At 37.6% G+C, this 15,465-nt stretch carries 18 protein-coding genes; 6 read left to right on the top strand and 12 right to left on the bottom strand.

Features of this window, described 5'->3' with window-relative positions; translation table 11 throughout:
- Positions 1-2: 2 nt before the first annotated feature.
- The 12 genes from ACUXZJ_RS04965 to ACUXZJ_RS05020 all read right to left on the bottom strand — a co-directional run bounded on the left by ACUXZJ_RS04965 (position 3) and on the right by ACUXZJ_RS05020 (position 9,703).
- The gene (locus ACUXZJ_RS04965) at positions 3-518 is read right to left on the bottom strand and encodes a hypothetical protein (RefSeq protein ID WP_446194983.1); all 516 of its coding nucleotides are present in this window, start codon (positions 516-518) and stop codon (positions 3-5) included.
- Entirely contained in the window at positions 515-1,480 is a 966-nt protein-coding gene (locus tag ACUXZJ_RS04970; RefSeq protein WP_088418767.1) for a hypothetical protein, read from the bottom strand. Before ACUXZJ_RS04970 ends, ACUXZJ_RS04965 begins: the two co-directional genes overlap by 4 nt.
- 10 nt (positions 1,481-1,490) lie before the next feature.
- The gene (locus ACUXZJ_RS04975; RefSeq protein ID WP_088418765.1) at positions 1,491-2,102 is read right to left on the bottom strand and encodes a DUF6046 domain-containing protein; all 612 of its coding nucleotides are present in this window, start codon (positions 2,100-2,102) and stop codon (positions 1,491-1,493) included.
- Position 2,103: 1 nt separating this feature from the next.
- The gene (locus tag ACUXZJ_RS04980; RefSeq protein ID WP_446194981.1) at positions 2,104-3,819 is read right to left on the bottom strand and encodes a tape measure protein; all 1,716 of its coding nucleotides are present in this window, start codon (positions 3,817-3,819) and stop codon (positions 2,104-2,106) included.
- Between the two features lie 176 nt (positions 3,820-3,995).
- A complete protein-coding gene (locus tag ACUXZJ_RS04985) occupies positions 3,996-4,400 on the bottom strand; it encodes a hypothetical protein (RefSeq protein ID WP_376777271.1) in 405 nt (134 codons plus the stop codon).
- Positions 4,401-4,412: 12 nt separating this feature from the next.
- Entirely contained in the window at positions 4,413-4,853 is a 441-nt protein-coding gene (locus tag ACUXZJ_RS04990) for a hypothetical protein (protein ID WP_376777272.1), read from the bottom strand.
- A gap of 2 nt (positions 4,854-4,855) precedes the next feature.
- Entirely contained in the window at positions 4,856-6,016 is a 1,161-nt protein-coding gene (locus ACUXZJ_RS04995; RefSeq protein ID WP_446194980.1) for a DUF2586 family protein, read from the bottom strand.
- A gap of 2 nt (positions 6,017-6,018) precedes the next feature.
- Complete coding sequence (locus tag ACUXZJ_RS05000; protein ID WP_446194979.1) at positions 6,019-6,405, bottom strand: hypothetical protein; 387 nt, start codon at positions 6,403-6,405, stop codon at positions 6,019-6,021.
- A 22-nt stretch (positions 6,406-6,427) separates the two neighbouring features.
- Positions 6,428-7,363: a M15 family metallopeptidase gene (locus ACUXZJ_RS05005; protein ID WP_446194978.1), complete on the bottom strand. Its 936-nt coding sequence runs from the start codon at positions 7,361-7,363 to the stop codon at positions 6,428-6,430.
- A complete protein-coding gene (locus tag ACUXZJ_RS05010) occupies positions 7,360-7,644 on the bottom strand; it encodes a cell wall anchor protein (RefSeq protein WP_088418749.1) in 285 nt (94 codons plus the stop codon). The genes ACUXZJ_RS05005 and ACUXZJ_RS05010 overlap by 4 nt, the downstream gene beginning before the upstream one ends.
- Positions 7,645-7,706: 62 nt before the next feature.
- Complete coding sequence (locus ACUXZJ_RS05015; RefSeq protein WP_446194975.1) at positions 7,707-8,663, bottom strand: hypothetical protein; 957 nt, start codon at positions 8,661-8,663, stop codon at positions 7,707-7,709.
- Positions 8,664-8,665: 2 nt separating this feature from the next.
- Positions 8,666-9,703, bottom strand: a complete 1,038-nt coding sequence (locus tag ACUXZJ_RS05020) for a phage protease (RefSeq protein WP_446194973.1) — start codon at positions 9,701-9,703, stop codon at positions 8,666-8,668.
- Between the two features lie 57 nt (positions 9,704-9,760).
- On the opposite strand from ACUXZJ_RS05020, the gene ACUXZJ_RS05025 reads away from it, so the two are divergent.
- From ACUXZJ_RS05025 to ACUXZJ_RS05050, 6 genes are all read left to right on the top strand, one after another.
- Entirely contained in the window at positions 9,761-10,201 is a 441-nt protein-coding gene (locus ACUXZJ_RS05025) for a DUF1804 family protein (protein WP_376777279.1), read from the top strand.
- On the top strand, positions 10,194-11,729 hold the full coding sequence (locus ACUXZJ_RS05030; protein WP_446194971.1) for a hypothetical protein: 1,536 nt from the start codon (positions 10,194-10,196) through the stop codon (positions 11,727-11,729). The genes ACUXZJ_RS05025 and ACUXZJ_RS05030 overlap by 8 nt, the downstream gene beginning before the upstream one ends.
- 2 nt (positions 11,730-11,731) lie before the next feature.
- Positions 11,732-12,190, top strand: coding sequence for a hypothetical protein (locus ACUXZJ_RS05035; protein ID WP_446194969.1), 459 nt, complete (start codon positions 11,732-11,734; stop codon positions 12,188-12,190).
- Positions 12,191-12,193: 3 nt separating this feature from the next.
- Positions 12,194-13,516, top strand: coding sequence for a phage portal protein family protein (locus tag ACUXZJ_RS05040; protein ID WP_376777282.1), 1,323 nt, complete (start codon positions 12,194-12,196; stop codon positions 13,514-13,516).
- Between the two features lie 62 nt (positions 13,517-13,578).
- Complete coding sequence (locus ACUXZJ_RS05045; protein ID WP_446194967.1) at positions 13,579-14,778, top strand: minor capsid protein; 1,200 nt, start codon at positions 13,579-13,581, stop codon at positions 14,776-14,778.
- A gap of 132 nt (positions 14,779-14,910) precedes the next feature.
- The gene (locus tag ACUXZJ_RS05050; protein WP_446194965.1) at positions 14,911-15,462 is read left to right on the top strand and encodes a hypothetical protein; all 552 of its coding nucleotides are present in this window, start codon (positions 14,911-14,913) and stop codon (positions 15,460-15,462) included.
- The last annotated feature ends 3 nt before the right edge of the window (positions 15,463-15,465 follow it).

Raw genomic sequence — 15,465 nt, forward strand, 5'->3', positions numbered from 1 at the left:
ACTTATTTTAAAAGGGATTTAAGTCGTGTTTCAATAGTTTCAAAGTCGGCTGAATTATTTAGTATTTGCGTTGCGCCACTCTGTGCAGTTGCAGTTCCTGTAGTGCTTACTGTAAAACTCATCGCTTTTATATAGCTAACTAAATCGCTAAGAATTGCTTTTAAACTTTCGTTTTCTTTTTTTAAAAGAAACCCTTCTTTGTCAATCTCTAGTAGTGTTTCTTCTACGTAGATGCCTACTTTTTCAAGTTTATCACAAGCGATAACTAACCAATCTTCATCATCTTCAATACGAACCGCAAGCACATAAGAACCAATGGATGGGAGCAACAAAATACTTTTGTTACTACTTTGTACAGGTCGAAGTCTTACGGCTGGTATTTCCTGACCGTCCTCATCTTCAAGGGTACAAATCCAATTTTCCTTGTCAATTGCCTTAACCTTGGCGATATTGCTTACTGCAGGACCATACTGCGAGGCTAAATCTTGAAACCTTTTTCTAAACTCTTCGGGTGTCATGGACTTACGTATGTTAGTTTTATATTTTGTCTACCGCCACTTTTTGAAAATTCCCCCTCAATGCTTTCAATGAAAAAAGTACCTGACTTTTCAGGGTAGCGATACCCGTCAACTTCCACGAGCATTCCCTTTATCATATAAGGTTCTAAAAAACAATTAATACCGCCCTCATATCCCTTATAGTTACTCTTTGTTTGTAAACGATTGGCAATGTCTTTTAAAACATCTGCAGGGAAACCTTGCTTTATTTTTACGGCTTTTTCGTTACTGTATTTTTCAACGTCTGCAGGTGTTTTTTTTACTTCACCCGTGCCTGATTTCTCTTTAATAACTATTTTAGTTGTTTTATCGATTTTACGCTGTTTAAAATCATCATCTTTTATTGTGTTCCAGCCTAATTTTAACTTTACTTTATTTTGTAGCTTACCAAACTTTGTTCCTACATATAATTCATTAAAATTGAAATAAACCGCTAGTTTACATTCCTTTTGCAACCATTCTAAAACTTGTAAACCCCCAGCATTTTTAAAACGAACGTTGCTTAAAGGTATATGAGGTATCTTATCCGCTAGCTTTATTATCGTTCCTTGGCAAACATCAGTTAAAAGCTCTTTTACCGTGGTACTTGCATAGGTTTTACTAAACACTACATCATACAATTGGTAACTATAACCTTCGCATTCTACCTGTAAAGGAGTCCCTGTATTTACTCTTTTTACAAAACCTTCAAATCTTTTTTCATTTCTGCCGTCATAGCCTAGAGCAACTGAAACAAAGTCATTTTCTTGAATTAAATAATCATTTACTTTTTGCCCCTCGGTGTTAGTTTTATCATTTTTTAGATAACTAATTCTAGGTAGTTCTATAGTACAAGTGTCTATAAATCCATTTACATCTGTTTTCCAAACTACCTTGGCAGGTTTTACTTTTTTTAGTCCACCAATGGTGATGTCGCTGGTCATGTAAAACATATTATTCTAAAATTAAATCATCAATAAAATCACTTTCACACGTTAGGCTAAAAGGTCTAATCCAATGTGCTTTGCCTTGTACTTCGGGGAAGTCGAGCGTATTTATCACAATCTGGCAACTTTTATCCAGGAACAATTCAGGATAACCGCCGTGTAATGAAATAGGCTCTTGGCTTTCAAACAAATCCTTTAAAGCTAAAATTTCACTCTCAGGAAATTTTCTGTCTTTACCAATCAAAAAACCTTTAATGGTGAATTTGTAATCTTCAATTGAAAATTGTTCTTTCACTGTACCCTTGCGCTCACTTACTGCCGTTTTTACGATGTTTTTAGCCAATTGAACATTAATTGTACACGCATCTATTTCCAAAACCGCCTCTGTGGATTTCCAAAACGTGACAGGAAACCAAATAGACCGACCGTATAAACCAACCTTATTTAAGGCAATTTGATTTTTTGTATAATGAATAAAATCCTTTGCGTAATTATTTTGCTTGAGCCCCGTATAATTGACCTCTTCACTTTTTTCTTTTACACCGTCTTTATTTACGGAGAAAGGTGTTGCGTTGAAATAGGTTTTATAAAGTCCTACTAAGTTTATTACATTACTCATTTTAAATTACCTTACTTGTGTCTATTAATGTTCTGCCTAAAAATTCAGAAACAATTTTATATATTTGTTCCGCCGTTTCCTGTGCGTTCATTGTATAAAAGTTCAATCCATCGGCATATTTCTCTACATAAATATTTATCGTTTTAGGACCTCCACCTGATACGGTTACTCCTGCACTTTTTCCTGAGCTTGAATTTTCTTGAGCTAGTTTACCTCCAGTAATTAAAGGGCTGTCTTTTATTGGTTCATCCTTGGCTTTTGCAAGCAGTAGTTTTTTGGTTGCCGTTACCTTTATATGTTTTTCGTCGTCTGACCATAAATCTTTAATCATTTTATAAGCCCACTCAACTTTTTCAAAAAAGGGCAATATGAGTTTATCCCAAAGCCAAACCAACGCATCAGCCATTTTACCAATAATTCCGAATGTTTTTTCTAGTAACCAACCTAAAAAGCGAAATATATCTTTTAATAGTTCACTTTTCTTAATAAACTCAATTACACCTTGTACAATATGCCATATTTTAGCCAGCATATTTTGAGCATGGTCAACAACTACTTTGAAAATGTCACGAACAATCGTTACCCAGTCCGACCATTTACTGGTGCCGTTTACAAGGCTCATAATCCAGTCCACGGCTTTACCAACACCATTAGCCATCATATCAATATAGGGCTGAGCTTTTTGTATAGCTGGAGCTATACTATTACTAAATCGAACGGCTAAATCAAGGAGCTTGTTCATCACAGGCGAAAAGGCATCACCTATATCTGTAGCCGCATTACTAAGGTTATCCTTAAACGTACTCCATTTAACCGCTTTGGTTTGCCCTTGTGCTTCGAGTGCTCCAGCATAAATACCGCCTTTAGCTCTAGCCATTTCTAACGCTTTGGATAAATCAGTATAAGAGACGTCCATTTCACGAACTTGCGCAATGCTTTTACCTGTGGACTTGGATAACATTTCGTAAATGTTAATTCCCGCCATTCCAAACTGCTTAATATCCATAGCCGTAGCTTTACCCACGGTTTTTATTTGTTGCATATTAGCTGCCATTCTCGATAAAACATCGTTACCACCACCCACAGCCGCTACGGCATTGGCTAGGTTCATAGTGTCTTTTCTAGCATCTGTAGCATTTAGCTTTGCCGAAATAAGAGCTCTATTAACTTCTAATAAAGAGGCTGTGTCAAAAGGAGTTACGGCGGCATCTTTTCTAATATTAGCGTAAGCATCATTCGCTCCTTTTTCACCTAAAAAGGTTTTCAAACCCGTAATGGCTTGTTCTTTATCCATAGAGCCTTGAATCATAGCACCTACACCGCTACTAACTGCCCCCGCAATTGCGCCCATAGCCTGAGTGGCTACACCACCAACCATAGAACCTAAAGCAATACCGCCAATTCCTAACCCTTTTTTATCACCGCCCGAACCCATACCCGAACTATGATTGTTTGTCTGTCGTTGCAATAAGCTCAATTCTCTTCGAGCTTCACGAATTTGCGAAACTGATGTACTATTACGAATCGTAGTTTCCACTTCTTGAATTCGCCTTTGTATTTCGGAATAACTTTGGGCTAAAATTCGATTCCTGCCTGTGAATTGTTGCGCTTGTTGATTCATGCGAGAAAAGGCACTTTGTGAGGTGGTGGCTAATTGATTCAAGCCACCACTCATCATATCACGCATTCTTACAACAAACTCAACTGTACTACTCATCTTAAATTTTTGTTTTCATACCTTTTTCCCAAAGTTCCAAGGCTATTCCTGTTCTGTAAAAGAAGGTTTCACAACCCCATTCTTTTAAAGCATTAGCTCCAAATTGCATACTCCCAAATACAATAAGGAAATCTAAACCTGCTTTGTTTTTTTTGCAGTCTTCTTTTCCTTTTTGGCTAAGCGCGAAAAAACTCGCCTTTTTTCCCCTCCAAGAAATTATTTACTTGTAAGAACACAAACATAAAGTTGTCTTCATCCTGGATAAGTTCGTAGTCTCCATCAAGCCATAAGGTTTCTACAATCATTAAAACCGCTTTACTCATTCCTACAGTTCCCACACTCATTAGATACTCACCCAAATCCTCAGCTGTAGGCGGTCTAAGAACTGCTAAATAATTTTCAACTTTCAAGAAAATTAACAGGCGATTACCATACATTTGTTTCCATCCGTCCAATTGCGGTTGTCCGAAACGTTCAATAAACACCTCCATTTTATTCTCAACCACTTTCGGCTCTTCTTTTACTTTTTGTTCCCCTTTTGCTCTACGAGCTTGAAAAGGATTTGCATTTGATTTATTCATTTTTATGAGTTGTTAAATTTGTTTGTAATCAATATTCATAGCGATGAAAGGGAGTGTGACCTCTCTGTATTTTGCACCTTGTTCTAAATCCGCTCCCGTTTCGGTGAAGGCTACACCTGTAATGGTATAAATATTAGTAGGGTCAGCAATTCGCTTTTTAAACGAACAGATTAGAACAATAGCTTCGTGCGATACTTCGGTAATATCATCGTACCCTGCTAAAAAGGCGGCTTTGTTTAATGCATCAGCTTCAAAGCCTAGTACTTTTATACTTCCTTCGTACTTTTTGTTCCCGCTTTGTATGTCTATAGGCTCATCGCCAGCACCGTACAAATGTTCCTTTTCAATTGACTTTTTTAAACTAAAACCACGCAGTCCTTTGATGCTTCGGTTTAAGATTTTTATTTCAAATTGCGCCCAAGCGCATTCAGAAGATGTTAAATTGATATTCATACTTAAATGCTTTTAGTTAAACCCATAGTTATCGCAATCCAAGTCATATAACCTAAAGGTTGTATTTTGATTTGCATGCTTAACGTGCTGGTGTTTATTAAATCTTGATCGGTTGGGACTAGTACGTCAACATTGCTTATTTGCCCCTCCATTTTAGAACGGATTTGAGCTTTTACCAAATCCTCTAAATAAGTTGCATCGGCTTTGTTAATGCTACCATCTTTCTCCATTCGTACCGAAGTTTCAATAAGTGCGCTAGTGGTAGCCGTTGCTATTCGTTGGGCTTTGTCCATCAGTCTGCCATGTACTAATATTCGATAGTCGTCAGCACCAGCCATTGTATCTACCGAGTAATAATAACCAGCAGAACCTTCACGGCGATGCATAATGATATAACCAGCATCAGTTAGCGCATCCAATTCCTCATTATAGAATTGCTCAAGAGGTTTGTTGCCTATATAGGCATCTGTTAAGGTTAAAGCTCCGTTTTGTCCATTTCCTAACTTGATATGCGCTGGATATTTGACCGCTCGAGCTAGAGCAGTAGCTACATTAGCCGAACCATCGCCGTATGAATTTCCTAAAACCACTCCGACGTAACTGTTCTCCGCCCCTTTACTATTAAAAGGGGTTTTTGCAATATCATTGGTTCGTCCTTCAATTAATAATCGAATAGGTCGGTTAATAGATTGTTGATATTGACAAATGGATTTACTGCTTAGAATTGCGTCTTCTACGTCCTTATCTAAGAACTTCCCCGCCACCATTGTGTAACTTGGAGCTGGTTTACGACAAACTCCTAAAAGCGTGATTCTACCTTGCGCTACCGTCAACAGTTTTTTTACTCCATTGGCATTAGTGGCATTAACCATATTGTTTAAAGTCATGGTATCTTCTACCCCCATAACCCATAGTTCTTGGTTTCCGCCTAGTTCTTGATAAAAGTCCTTGATTTGACGGTGTAAAAAAGGTTCATCTGCTTCGGTGTACCCTTTTTTTAGAGCGTCTTCATAGCCGAAAACGGTTTTTATTACGCCTATGTTTACCGCTTTTTCAGCCGTTGCAACAATTCCAGCAATACTGTCTAAAACTACTATTTGACGCTGTAGATTACCACTAGTGACCGCTACGTTCACTTTAGGCGTTCCGTTTCCTTGTGCCATGATTATTGGTTTTTCTCGTTTAAGATTCTACTTTTTTCTTTCTCGATTGCCTCTACTAAATCCTGTTTTTTCTGCGTAGGTGCTTCCAAATTCAAAGAAGTAAACAAAGTTTTTATCTCAGGATATTCAGATTTTGTTGTATCGAAATTTAAAATATCTTCTTCACTGAATTGATTCTCTTGTTCTTCTTCCTCTTCTAAATCATCAAATACAGGAGTTTCTTCCCCTCTTGTGAATTTGTCAACTGCATCATCCTTTAGCGTATTGGCATAACCTGCCGCACTCCCTTGTGTGTGAAATACTCGGTTATCACTTGTGATAAAACATTCAGTATTGCCTGCGTGACGCTTAAAATAGTCTTGCGCCAATTCTTTTTTATCTTGATTCATTTCAATTTGTTTTAAATGATTTTTAAACAATTTTTAAAAGTCTTAAAAAGGTTATGATTAAGATGAGTAATACGAGTCCTATAAACACTCTACCCATATTAATTTGGGTAGTTTGCCACCACGTTAATTCCCTTGGAACATATTGCGTTTTAATTTTCAAAACGGTTTTAATTCGCTGGGTGTGGTTCTCCTTGAGTTGAACAGGCACTTCTTGCGATTCCATCTTACATTTTACAGTCAAATAGTTATCCTGTAATTCTACTCCTGGTATTTTCAATATTTCGCCCGGTGTAACGCTGATAGGTCTGTTAATTACAACTTTTCCGTTTTGACACTCTAGTAGTGCCTTATAAAAACTACTATCTTGTTTCGTTTTTATAATGGTGTCTCTAAGGGTTTGCACCTTAATGATAGTGTCGTTCGTTTGGCTTGTAACTGTTGGAGCTAGGGAACTTTTACAAGCTCCCAGCATTCCAACAAGCATTGCAAACAACACAACTCTAAACAAACTAATATTTTTCATACTATATATTTTTGACAATTGAAAATGCATTCCATCGGGTTTGCTCCATTTTCCACCCCATTCAAATCCAGCATCTGTAAAACATTTTACTAAAGCGGCACTCATTGTTGGTTTAGCTCCAAAAGCGTTTTCCTTTTCGTTTATATCTACGGCTAATCCCCAGCTGTGAATGGATAAAGTGCTTTGACCTCTTTTTCTACGGATGCAAAAACAACCATTCCACGAAATAACTTCGGATGTTAATTCTCTATCAATGATGTTTTTAAAAGCCTTTTCTAAAGGTGCTACCATTAATTTATGGCAGTATATTTTTTGTGGTAACACTGGTATTTTCACCCTGATAGCCTCAGGCACTTTCCATACTACCATATATTTTATTTCGAAATCTATATCAGGTTTTCCGAATGCCTTTGTACAGGCTGTTGATGTTATCATAGTTTACCGTCAAGTTGTTTATATTTTTGTAATTCTGATACTAGGCTTTGATTTATACGCATTAAATCATGGTGCTTTTCTTCCAACTTCATTAATGCCTCTGTTGCTTCAGCTAAACGTTTAGCCATGTCATCTAATAATTCACGGTAATATTTAACTGCTTTTACGGCATTATCCAATTCTTTCCCTCGATCTTCAGCTAAATTTTTTCGCCTTGAAAACACCCACATGATTAAAGAGGACAAAAAGGCGGTAATTGAATGTTGAAAAATTTGTTCCATGTTGTCTTTAAAAAAGGTTTCAAAAAGAAGCCTTTTTGCTTATGTTTCTATTCTATGTTCTATTAAGAGCTTTGCACGACTAAGGCAATTCCTTTCCAGTCTTCACGACGGCAACGACCTCCCATTTTTACTAGTCCTGAATGAATGTCGCCGTAGTATAATGGGTTGTCAAAATCTTGAAATAATTTTGTATCACCCACCGATTTTGTCACGCTGTTTTTATGCCAAAACAAACTGGCTAGATTATCCGTCGCCCCTAGTGCTTCTCCTGGTAGTCTAAAAGTACCATCTGCCTTTAAGGCTAAAACAGAACTACGCTCTAAGAAGGTAAAACCAGCAAATTTCCCAATCACTCCATTAGCTAAATCAGCTGTCGCTTGAAATGCCGCCATTTGATTACTCGATAAACTATCCACAAACTCTTGTTGCATATAACTTTCCAACATTGCGTAACGGTTATCTTTAGGCACGTTATCTTTGTCAAATTTTGCTTTAACGGCTTGAACTTCTTTATAAGTCATTGCCTTACGGCTTCCTGTTTGTCCATCTTCGGTATTAACCGCTGTTGATCCACCAGTTGTAGCAAATCTTCGTGAAGTTGGAATATACTCTACAGTTACTCCTCCGCCAACCGTAGGTTTTAATCCTCTAACCCATGAGAATAAAAGTTCGTCACCAATAGTTTCCGCTAACGTGTCCGTATGGTCAGCAAGTACACTGTCCTGTTTTTCGTAGCTGATTTCTAGTTTTTCAGAAGTTAATACTGCGGTTGGGTCAGTTGTAAATACATCAAGTACATAACTAATAGCGGTATCGCCTCGTTGAACTGCCGTAGCCGCTCCAAAACCTCTATTTTTAACCACATTGGGTTTTGCTCCAGCTTGCGGAATATACACAACCGCTCCACCTACTACATGTGCAGATTCATCAAAACATAAATTTAGATGCGGGTTAGTACGTCTTAATTTTTCCACGATATAGGAGTTCCAGAACTCCTGTGGAATTTTAGGGTTTGCCATATTTAATTGGTTTTAAATTTTTCTTTTCTTAAACTCTCGAACAAATCAGGGTACTTAGTTCTAACTATTTCAAGTTCATTACTCGCATATAAATCATCCCACGATTTACCCGCAAATTTTTCAGGTACTGCACCTGAATCTAAATTGTCCATAAGTGACATTTGTGCTGGTAAAGCATCGATTAATTTTTTTAAGCCACTTGGATTAGCCTCGTAGTCTGCTAACAAAGTATTAGCAAGCTCAACGGTTAGTTTTTTATCGGCTTTACCCTTTGCAATTAAATCCTCAACCTCTTTCTTTTGGGTTGCACTTTTCAAGCTGTTAAGCTCTGTAGTCTTATCGCTTAAATCTTTTTCTAACTGCGGTACTTTAGCCGCCGTGTCAATCAAATTGGTTACCGCATTTAGTACATCCGCTTCCGCAGCGGAATCACTTAAATTGAGTGCCGTCAAAATTTGTGCGGCGTTCAGTACTGTTTTACTCATAGGTTCTAAATTATTTGTGAAGTCTGCAAGGTTTAGCGCATTGTCATTCTCATCAAACAGGTTTGCTAATGCGTTGTAATTTCCAGGAATGTCCACTAAGGATATTTCACGAGGAAACCACTTAGTAACCGTTGGCTGTGTTTGTCCTTCCAGTTGTAGTTCTGGAGCGTTTGTGGCTTCTAGGACGACAATTCGCCCAACCGAAGCGGCGTTTAAAAACCCGTTTTCAATTTCTGAAACGGTTTGCTCTCCCTCAGGATGTGATAAGTTTATAACAGGCTTAGCCATTACCTTATCACCTTCTAAACGAAAGTCCTCCCAACGCACAACAATACCATTGTCACGATTATGCATTTTGAAACCTATAGGATTTCTTTTTACTTCATCCAGTAGTAAACCAGAGGTTAAACATCTATAACCGTACACGTTTACCGAGTCGTCAGTTAGACAAAATTCCTTATCGATTTTCTTTGCTTTCTCCACCTTGCGTTTTTTTGTTGATGCAAACTTGCGAATAGTTGCAAACCCTTGAAAATTAACAAGTAAGGATTGCATAGTTTTTTCTTTAAAGGTGAATTTGTGGGCATTTTTGCACTATAAAAGAGTAACAAAATGGGGATTCAGAAGAAAGAAGAGAGGGAGTACGCACGGATTCTATACGTCAACGAGAGAATTACTTATAAGGAAATTGCTAGTCGTGTAAAAGTCACCGAAAAAACGGTGAGCAAGTGGGCGGAAGAGGAAAACTGGGATAAACTCAGAAAAAGCCTTTTGACAACTAAACAAAACCAGCTTACGCATTGGTACAATCAGCTCGAGGCAATTAATGAAAAAGTAGCCTCACGGGATAATATCCCAACCAATACAGAAGCTGATACAATGAGTAAGATTACTTCTAACATTCAAAAATTAGAAGTTGAAACTAACCTGGGCGAATACATCGAGGTAGGCATGAAGGTTTTAACATTCATTCAAGAGATACACCTTGAAGATGCGAAAAAATTTAAGAATTATTACGACGAATTTATAACTGCCAAATTGAAGCATGGCTAAGAAAAAGATAAGCAATAAAGCGTATTTAGACTTATGGAAGCAGTTTTCCGCTAATATGGATAATGCTACGCCTATAGATTTATCCGAATCGCATTCGGATAAACTAAAACGCATCAAACACTTAGAGGCTAATCCCGAAGAGTGGTTTAAATATTACTTCCCGAATTTCTATACCAGTGAGCCTGCCGAATTTCATATAAAAGCCACCAAAAGGGTTTTAAAAAATGCTGAGTGGTACGAGGTGCGCTCTTGGGCACGTGAGTTGTCAAAGTCGGGGCGTACTATGATGGAGGTTGTGTATCTGGTAATGACTAAAAAGAAAAAGAACATCCTTTTAGTTTCTAATTCCTACGACAATGCCGAACGTCTATTATTGCCCTATAAGGTAATTTTTGAATCCAACAATCGAATTATAAACGATTACGGCGAACAAAAAAAGATAGGTTCTTGGGAGTCGGGCGAATTTAAAACGCGAATAGGGGCGTCCTTTCGTGCCTTGGGTGCTGGACAATCGCCAAGGGGTACAAGGAATGAAAACTTTAGACCCGATGTAATTCTTATTGACGACATCGATACAGATGAAGACTGCCGAAATTCTGAAATAATCCAAAACAAAATAAACTGGATAGAACAGGCTTTAATACCAACACGTTCAATATCAAACGGATTACTAATTATCGTTTGCGGTAACATTATTGCTAATTATTGTTGCGTTACCGAAATGGGTAAAAAAGCCGATAGATGGGACGTGATAAATATTAGAGACAATGAAGGTAAAAGTACCTGGCCTCAAAAGAACACCGAAGAAGCCATAGACCGAGTTTTAAATACTATTAGCCACGAATCTTCACAAAAGGAATATTTCAATAACCCTATGGATGGAGGTGATACGTTTAAGAATATTCTTTTTGAAAAATGTCCGCCTCTTCGCTCTTGTAATGGTGTGGTTATCTATGCTGACCCCGCTCCAAGTGATTCAGAGCTTAAACAATCATCCAGTAAGGCTGTGGTTATTTTAGCTAAAAAAGGATTGTTTTACTACATTTATAAAGTTTGGCTTGATCAAATGACAAACGCAAAATTTTGTGAGTATTTATTTGAAGCTCATTTGATTTGTAAAAATGCACAGGTTGACCCTGTGTATGTTTATATTGAAAATAACAAGCTTCAAAACCCTTTTTATGAACAAGTGCTTTTGCCTCTCATTTATAGAATTTCGCAAGAAAGACAAACGGTTTTGCCTATTCGACCAGATGAGCGAAAAAAGCCCAATAAGTACGTGCGTGTTGAGGGAACACTAGAGCCACTCGTGCGATTGGGATACTTGCTTTTTAATATTAAAGAATTGATGAACCCACACATGGAGAGACTCGTTTCACAGTTTAAAAACTTTAGCCCTAAAGCCAAAAAAATAGATGGTCCTGATGCCGTGGAAGGAGGTGTGAAAATTCTTGAAAATATTGAAATCACACAAGCAACGGGCAATATTGAAACAATTCCAAGAAAACCAAATAAACACAGAGCTTAATTATGTTAGTGACTATTGAAGATTTAAAAACGGAAATGTACACTGAGGTGCTCTCAGTAATTTCACGTGGCGACCGTGACGAACTAAAAAAACAACTTAAAGCAGCGGAGGACTTTGCTAAAGCCTACCTTTTTAAATTTGATTTAAAAGCCCTTTTTGGTGATGCGCAAACACCGCCAATAATTCATGATGAAATGCTCACAAAGGCTATTAAAGTTATAGCTAGCTATTTCATTGTCCGAAAGGCAAATCCTAGCGGAAGCATCGAACTCTTTCGGGAAGATTGGCTTTTGATGGTTGGAACGGAGAAAGAACCAGGATGGCTAACCGATATAAAAAAAGGTATAATAGTTCCCGACTGGCCACTAAAACCTGATAATCCCCAAACGGTAGAAGACGAAAGTCAAAAGGTAAACGGGTTTTTTTGGAACTCTGAAAAAAAACGAATTAACAGATTTTAAACGATGGAAAAAAAAGACCAACAATACATTATACACGATTTAACGCTTGTAGCTCCTGACCGTAATCGTAAAGATATTGCTAACTTGAAAACTGCCGTAATAACAGCAGAAGCCATACATTACCCAAGCCGTGTGCAATTGTATGACTTATACCATGACCTACTTTCTATGGATGGTTATTTAAAGGGAGTTGTTGAAAAAAGAATCAATTCGGTAGTAAACAAGAAAATTAAGTTTACTAATACGCAAGGGCAAGAAGATGAGAATTTAACCAAACTGATTACTTCTTTGCACGGTCGCAATTTAATTACCAAAATTATTGAAAGTGAACTATGGGGAATATCAGGCGTTGAGTTTAAAATTGGCGACGAATTTGCTTTAGAGGAAATTCCACGCAAACACATTAAACCCGAAAAAGGAATTATAGGTAAAAGCCAATACAGTATTAGTGAAGCAGATGGTTTCAAATACGACGACATGCCTATGGTGTGGGTTATTGGAAATAAAACAAATTTAGGCTTATTGCTAACTTGCTCCTTGTATGCCGTTTACAAACGTGGTAATTGGGGGGATTGGGCGCAATATGTTGAAATATTCGGACAACCTGTACGAATTGCTTATTATGATGCCTACGATAATTTAACCAAAGAGGAATTAAGAAAAGCACTTACTGAAAGTGGTACATCACTGGCTATTATGCTACCCAAGCAGGCGCAATTTGAAATGAAAGACGGTAAGGCTAGTAATGGCGACGGTAAACTTCAAGACACCTTTAAAAGGGCGTGTAATGAAGAAATGGCAATTGCTATTTTAGGGAACACCGAAACCACATCGTCAAGTAAAAGCTCTGGTTATGCTCAAAGTAAAGAACATGGGGAACAACAAGACGAAATAACCGCCTCCGACCTTATTATGGTAGAGAACTACCTTAATAGCAAAAAGTTTTTCGCTATTCTAAAATCCTATGGGTTTAATCCCGAAGGAGGTAAATTCGCCTTTGAGTTAGAACTTAATTTAGCCAAACTTAAACAACGTTTGGAAATTGATACAGTCGTTTGTGAAAAAGTACCCATTGACGACGACTATTGGTATAGCACTTATGGTATTCCCAAGCCAAAAAATTACCTGCAGTTAAAAAAACAAATGCAGGAAAAGCAAGCAAAAGAAATAATCCCCGAGAATAAGGACAGTGAGGAGGAAAAGCAAAGCAAGGAAAAACCTCAAAAAAAACCTAAAGAAAACGTCTTAGAGGATAAGAAAAAGAAACGTTTGATGGATGGGTTTCTTAATAGATTAGCCGATTTTTTCGACCAAGCCCAACACTAGTTGGGCAAATCAACACACTTTATAGTGACTCTTGTGATTGTTGTGGTGGGTCATTACCTAATTTGGTTGACCAATCAGGGTGGAATGCCATATATGACCGAATTGCAAAAAAAATACTAGATGGAAATATCGAGGATGTACCCTCAGATTTGTATTTCAAAACGGCGGGAATATTGATGGATGCGGTTTATCAAGGTTTGGGAGCTACGCAATTTGAATACGACGACCAAAGGGCGGTTTTAGGAGCGCACCTCCAGCACAATATTTATGCTTTTAGTGCGGCTAAGTCTTTTACTCAGTTATTGTACTTTCAGGACGCTATGCTGGACGAAGAGGGAAAAATACGTAGTTACGCTTCTTATCGAAAGAAAATAGCCGATGCGGGATTATTATTTAACGACCGCTTCCTTAACACAGAATTTAACACAGCACAACAAAGTGCTATTATGGCACATAAATGGGAGGTTTTAGATACTGAGTATTTAGAGTTTTCAACCGTGGGCGATGACCGAGTGCGTCCAGAACACGCTGTACTGGATAAGTTCACGGCTTTAAAATCGGATCCAGTATGGAAAAAAATTTACCCGCCTCTAGCATTCAACTGCAGGTGTACTGTTATACCAGGAAAGAAGGTTAATAATGAAAAGAAAATGACTGCTATTGAAGCCGCTAAAGCAATAAACCCGCATATTAAAAACACGCCTTTTGATAATAATGTAGGGTTGAGTAGATTGGTTTTCAATGACAATCACCCGTATTTTAAAAATGTAGATGGTGAGGTCAAAAACCTGAGCTGGCAACAATATGGTTTGCGTTCATTAGATCAAATTAAAACTAACAAACTCCCTGAGTACCCAAAAACAAGTTTACAAGAATATTATGATTGGTGGGAAAAACAAAAAAAGCACACAGGCGATGACTTTATTTTAAGAGATGTATTAGGGCAAGACATCCTTTTTCCTTCACATGAAGGTAAAAAAAGAAAATCGTACGATTTATTTAAAGAACATATCTTAAAAAAGCAAAAAGAAAATCGTTTTGAATATGGAACAGAAGCCACTAATATCATAAAAGATCCCGACGAAATATGGTTTAATACTCTAGATGATAATTCTAGGTTTTACATTAAGTACTATGAACAAGCTACATTAAAGTTGGTTGTAAATGAAAAAATGGAAGCAGTGACCCTATATGACATTAAAGAGCAAAATACAGGAGAATTGAACAGAACAAGGAAAGGAGTGTTACTTTTTAAGAAATAAAAAAGCACCTCGTTAGAAGGTGCTTTTTAGTCAAGGCGGCGATTATAGCCGAGATTGTTTAGACCTCCTATAACCATAGTCATTTCTGACCTCTTGACACTACAAATATACAAATTTTTTAAAACCGATAACATGACACCGCAAGAATTTGAACAAGCACTTAGAAACAATGCAAGAGAGGTCAGACAATACGCCTCCGTTGCCTTCCCTCGTGTAGCGGGTGAACTTACCTTACGTTTTATCAATGGTAATTTTAGAGCTCAGGGGTTTCAAGGCGCAACCTTTAAGAAGTGGAAAAAAAGTAAAGGCACTACACTTGTGAAAACGGGTGCTTTACGGTCAGCTAATTTTTTCACTACTCAAAATGGTCAAGCTACCATTAAAAACAATATACCTTATGCTAAAACGCATAACGAGGGATTTAAGGGCGTAGTAAGCGTAAAAGCACATACCCGCAATACGTATAAAACAGAGCGTGTAGGAACGGGTTTATTTACTCGTAATGGTACGGAACGCACCCGAAGCGTAACCGTTAAAACAGGAGAAAGAACCGTAAAGGCGCATACTCGTAATGTAGATATTGAACAACGCCAATTTATGCCTATAGACCAAAACGACAGTCCTACATTAAACAATGCTATAAAAAGGGAAGTTACACGAGATTTAAAAAACTTATTAAAATAACGT

The organism is Flavobacterium sp. TN-1 (genome assembly GCF_052828645.1).

Excerpts from the sequence above, each read along its gene's own strand:
- ACUXZJ_RS04965 (WP_446194983.1), bottom strand. The coding sequence starts at position 518 with ATGACACCCGAAGAGTTTAGAAAAAGGTTTCAAGATTTAGCCTCGCAG.
- ACUXZJ_RS04970 (WP_088418767.1), bottom strand. The coding sequence starts at position 1,480 with ATGACCAGCGACATCACCATTGGTGGACTAAAAAAAGTAAAACCTGCC.
- ACUXZJ_RS04975 (WP_088418765.1), bottom strand. The coding sequence starts at position 2,102 with ATGAGTAATGTAATAAACTTAGTAGGACTTTATAAAACCTATTTCAAC.
- ACUXZJ_RS04980 (WP_446194981.1), bottom strand. The coding sequence starts at position 3,819 with ATGAGTAGTACAGTTGAGTTTGTTGTAAGAATGCGTGATATGATGAGT.
- ACUXZJ_RS04985 (WP_376777271.1), bottom strand. The coding sequence starts at position 4,400 with ATGAATAAATCAAATGCAAATCCTTTTCAAGCTCGTAGAGCAAAAGGG.
- ACUXZJ_RS04990 (WP_376777272.1), bottom strand. The coding sequence starts at position 4,853 with ATGAATATCAATTTAACATCTTCTGAATGCGCTTGGGCGCAATTTGAA.
- ACUXZJ_RS04995 (WP_446194980.1), bottom strand. The coding sequence starts at position 6,016 with ATGGCACAAGGAAACGGAACGCCTAAAGTGAACGTAGCGGTCACTAGT.
- ACUXZJ_RS05000 (WP_446194979.1), bottom strand. The coding sequence starts at position 6,405 with ATGAATCAAGATAAAAAAGAATTGGCGCAAGACTATTTTAAGCGTCAC.
- ACUXZJ_RS05005 (WP_446194978.1), bottom strand. The coding sequence starts at position 7,363 with ATGATAACATCAACAGCCTGTACAAAGGCATTCGGAAAACCTGATATA.
- ACUXZJ_RS05010 (WP_088418749.1), bottom strand. The coding sequence starts at position 7,644 with ATGGAACAAATTTTTCAACATTCAATTACCGCCTTTTTGTCCTCTTTA.
- ACUXZJ_RS05015 (WP_446194975.1), bottom strand. The coding sequence starts at position 8,663 with ATGGCAAACCCTAAAATTCCACAGGAGTTCTGGAACTCCTATATCGTG.
- ACUXZJ_RS05020 (WP_446194973.1), bottom strand. The coding sequence starts at position 9,703 with ATGCAATCCTTACTTGTTAATTTTCAAGGGTTTGCAACTATTCGCAAG.
- ACUXZJ_RS05025 (WP_376777279.1), top strand. The coding sequence starts at position 9,761 with ATGGGGATTCAGAAGAAAGAAGAGAGGGAGTACGCACGGATTCTATAC.
- ACUXZJ_RS05030 (WP_446194971.1), top strand. The coding sequence starts at position 10,194 with ATGGCTAAGAAAAAGATAAGCAATAAAGCGTATTTAGACTTATGGAAG.
- ACUXZJ_RS05035 (WP_446194969.1), top strand. The coding sequence starts at position 11,732 with ATGTTAGTGACTATTGAAGATTTAAAAACGGAAATGTACACTGAGGTG.
- ACUXZJ_RS05040 (WP_376777282.1), top strand. The coding sequence starts at position 12,194 with ATGGAAAAAAAAGACCAACAATACATTATACACGATTTAACGCTTGTA.
- ACUXZJ_RS05050 (WP_446194965.1), top strand. The coding sequence starts at position 14,911 with ATGACACCGCAAGAATTTGAACAAGCACTTAGAAACAATGCAAGAGAG.